The 3,673-nt window shown below is 27.5% G+C and carries 3 protein-coding genes; 2 read left to right on the top strand and 1 reads right to left on the bottom strand.

Annotated elements, in window-relative coordinates:
* Positions 1-104 precede the first annotated feature (104 nt).
* Positions 105-896, top strand: coding sequence for a calcium-binding protein (locus HUJ77_RS07965; RefSeq protein WP_291708051.1), 792 nt, complete (start codon positions 105-107; stop codon positions 894-896).
* A 183-nt stretch (positions 897-1,079) separates the two neighbouring features.
* Positions 1,080-1,526 (top strand): deoxyuridine 5'-triphosphate nucleotidohydrolase, encoded by a 447-nt coding sequence (locus HUJ77_RS07960; protein ID WP_291708050.1) that lies wholly within the window; start codon positions 1,080-1,082, stop codon positions 1,524-1,526.
* A 13-nt stretch (positions 1,527-1,539) separates the two neighbouring features.
* On the opposite strand, the gene HUJ77_RS07955 is transcribed toward HUJ77_RS07960, so the two are convergent.
* Positions 1,540-3,456, bottom strand: coding sequence for an ABC-F family ATP-binding cassette domain-containing protein (locus tag HUJ77_RS07955; RefSeq protein ID WP_291708049.1), 1,917 nt, complete (start codon positions 3,454-3,456; stop codon positions 1,540-1,542).
* Positions 3,457-3,673 lie beyond the last annotated feature (217 nt).

The raw sequence follows: 3,673 nt of genomic DNA, 5'->3' as shown, positions 1-3,673 counted from the left end.
AGAAATAATTAATATAATAATTTTCTAATAACTTAGATAAAAATTAATCACAAAGTAGATATAAGAACCGTATTATGTAACTATATTGCACTTTGGAGGTTAAAATGAAAATTGTTATCGATGATCAATATCATAGTGATGAAGATAAAAGATATACAACTGATGAAAATGGTAATATTGATTTGTTTATCAATATTGGAGAAGAGATGGGAGATCCTATAGTTTTAGATGAAAGTAATAACATAAATTTTAATGATGGCAATAATTCAATAGAAAAGGATTTTGCTGAATTTAAAGAAAATGCTAATAACGTAGAAGAACATGAAGATGAAGAGATTATTGCAACTGGAGTAGTAATTGGAGAAGTAATTGAAGAAGTAAAAGAATCTAATTTAAGAAATACAATAAGCAGTAAAAATCCATGGGAAGATGAAGAATTCTCAAGAAATTATAATAATATTTATGCAGAAATAGAAAATAATCTAGAAAAAAAATATGCAGCTGAAAATGAAAGAATAGTTACAGAGAAAGTTGATAGTAATCCAGTATATGCTAGATATGAAGAAAAGAAGGTTAATGAAGTAAAGGGAACTATAACAGTTTTATCTAAGCTTGGTAGTAAAGAGGGGGTAGAAATTAAAGGAGCAAGAATAAATCTATACCTATTAAATGGAGTATCTCCTAAACTTTACGATTCTAAGTTTTCTGATGAACTAGGAAAAGTAGAATTTAACAACTTAGCAAATGGATGTTATAGAGTAATTGCAATTGTAGATAGAAGATTTTTTGAAAAACCACAGTACTATAATTGGAATGAAGTAACAATAGATGCTAATAATAAGAAATCAAATATTTTAGTAGTTAATAGAATAAAACCAGGTTATTATAAAAAGTAAATATATTTATTTTAGAAACTCCGAAAGGGGTTTCTTCTTTAATTATGAATTATTCATTATAAATTAATAATTGTTGTTATAGAGAAAAATAATAGTTATCTATAAGCTTTATTTTTAGCTTTAAGTAATTTAAAATATAATTTGTAATTATAACTATAGAAGATAGGGAAAGGGCAGATACATATGAAACTTAGAATAAAATATTTTGAAGGTGCAAGTAAATTAAAAAAGATATCTAAAGGAAATTGGATTGATGTATATGCAAATGCTGATATATTTGTTAATGAAGGGGAAAGAGCAATGATACCACTAGGATTTGCTTTAGAGCTACCAAGTGGATGGGAAGGGCATTTAGCACCAAGAAGCTCAACCTTTAAGACTTGGGGAGTAATTCAAACTAATTCATTAGGAGTGGTGGATGATACCTATATAGGTGATAACGATCAATGGCATATGCCTGTATTTTGTCTAAAAGGAATGGACTCAAAGGAAAAGGGTACATGGATAAGAAAAGGTGACAAAATAGGTCAATTTAGAATAATGGAAGTTATGCCTGAAATAGAATTTGAAGAAGTAGAATCCTTTGGAAATGTTGATAGAGGTGGATTTGGTACTACTGGTAAAAGATAAAAAATGGGGAAGCTTAAGCTAAGCTTTCCCATTCTTCATATAATAATGAAATCTTTTCTTCTATACTTTTAATTTCTTTACTTACACGTTCACTTTCTGCTGGATTTGAATAAACTTCTTCAAGGCAAAGCTGTTCTTGAAGAGATAGTAAATTATCTTCACTCTTAGCTATATCTTCTTCAATATTCTTTAGCTTAAGCTTTAAAGCTTTTTCTTCTTTTTCTAACTCTTTCTTTTTCTTTTTTTCTTCCTTAAGTTGAGTTTTAGTTTTACCATTTGCTAATTCTTCAAGAACTTCAAATCTATTTGGGTTAATCTTTTTTTCTTGATAGTAGCTGTAGTTACCTAAGAATTCTTTTACGCCCTCTTCATTTAGCTCAAGGATTCTATTTATTACTTTATTTAAGAAATATCTATCATGAGATATAACTAGCAAGGTACCATCATAACTTAATAATGCCTCTTCTAAGGCTTCTCTAGACATTATATCTAAATGGTTAGTAGGCTCATCAAGTAGTAATAAATTAGATCTTGAAAGCATTAACTTCAATAAGTTTATTCTACACTTTTCTCCACCACTTAAGGTGTTTATTATTTTAAAAACATCATCTCCAGTAAATAGAAAAGATGCAAGTACTCCTCTTAGTTTAGATGTAGTTAAGTTAGGAAATTCATCCCACACTTCATCTATTATGCTTTTATCTAAATTTAGGTCTGACTGCTCTTGATCATAATATCCTAAATTAACATTTGTTCCTAAAACAGTTTTCCCACTATCAGGCTTAACTAAATTTAATATTATTTTTAGTAATGTAGTTTTACCACGACCATTTTCACCTATTAGTGCAACTTTTTCTCCTCTTTTAAGATCTAAGCTAAGATTTGAGAATAATTTTTGTTCACCATAGCTTTTTGATAAATTCTCAATATGAAGAACATCATATCCACTCTTTACAGAAGTTTCAAATTTTATTTTAGAAGCTTCTTTTTCTCTATCAGGTGCATCTATCTTTTCCATTTTTTCTAAAGCTTTTTCTCTACTTTCAGCTGCACGAATACTTTTTTCTCTATTAAAGCTTCTAAATTTTTCGATTATAGCTTCTTGTCTTTTAATTTCAGCCTGTTGCAAATTATATGCTTTTAATTGATTTTCATAGTTTTTTTGTCTTAGTTCAAAGAACTTAGTATAAGAAACATTATAGCAATTAACATGACCATTAATTACTTCAAAAGTATTATTAGTTACAGTATCTAAGAAAAATCTATCATGGGAAATTACTAAAACAGTTCCTTTATAATTTTTTAAATACTCTTCAAGCCATTCAATGGCTTCTAAATCTAAATGGTTAGTAGGCTCATCTAGTAAAAGAATATCAGGATTTCTTAATAATAACTTACAAAGTGAAACTCTAGTTTTTTGCCCACCACTTAATGTGGAAATAACTTTGTTAAAGTCTTCTTCTAAGAAGCCAAGTCCTTTTAATACTCTTGATATTTCACCTTTATATGTATAGCCACCTTTATTAGAGTAAAGGTCCTGAAGAGTAGTATAGTCCTTAATTATTTTTTGATGATAACTATCATTATTTTCATCATATGGCTCTGCCATTTTTATTTCTAAAGTATGAAGTCTATTTTCAATATCTAATAGTTCTTTAAATACTAAATTAAGCTCAGAGTAAATTGTGTTTTCTAAATTTAAATCTACATGTTGAGTTAAATAACCTATAGTTTTATTTTTATCTATAAATATTTCTCCATCATCTTGAGAGATTTCTTTAGATATTATTTTGAATAAAGTAGATTTGCCTTCACCGTTTCCACCTATAATACCAACCTTATCTCCTTCATTTATAGAAAAAGTTACGTTTTTTAATACTTCATGTATACCATAACTTTTCGATATATCTTTACAACTTAAAACTACCATTTTTCCTCCTATATTAAAATAAGGTATATAAACTTATTTGTATAATTACAAAAATAATAATTTTATTATACTCTATGGCTATTATCTAGGCAAATATTCAAGGGATAAAAATGAAAGAATGAAGAAATGAAAGAATTAAAGAATGAAAAAAAACTCCCTTTAGTATAATCCCCTTATGGTAGACAAATATAAAAAGACCCTTATAATTAGGTTAGAT

Origin of the sequence: Clostridium sp., from assembly GCF_021443865.1 — a bacterium.
Classification (GTDB): domain Bacteria; phylum Bacillota; class Clostridia; order Clostridiales; family Clostridiaceae; genus Clostridium.
The sequence above is the reverse complement of the archived record's forward strand: the minus strand, read 5'-3'. Positions and strand labels throughout refer to the sequence as shown.

What these genes read in the sequence shown, in the direction of transcription:
- HUJ77_RS07960 (WP_291708050.1), top strand. Translation starts at nt 1,080, where the DNA reads ATGAAACTTAGAATAAAATATTTTGAAGGTGCAAGTAAATTAAAAAAG.
- HUJ77_RS07955 (WP_291708049.1), bottom strand. Translation starts at nt 3,456, where the DNA reads ATGGTAGTTTTAAGTTGTAAAGATATATCGAAAAGTTATGGTATACAT.
- HUJ77_RS07965 (WP_291708051.1), top strand. Translation starts at nt 105, where the DNA reads ATGAAAATTGTTATCGATGATCAATATCATAGTGATGAAGATAAAAGA.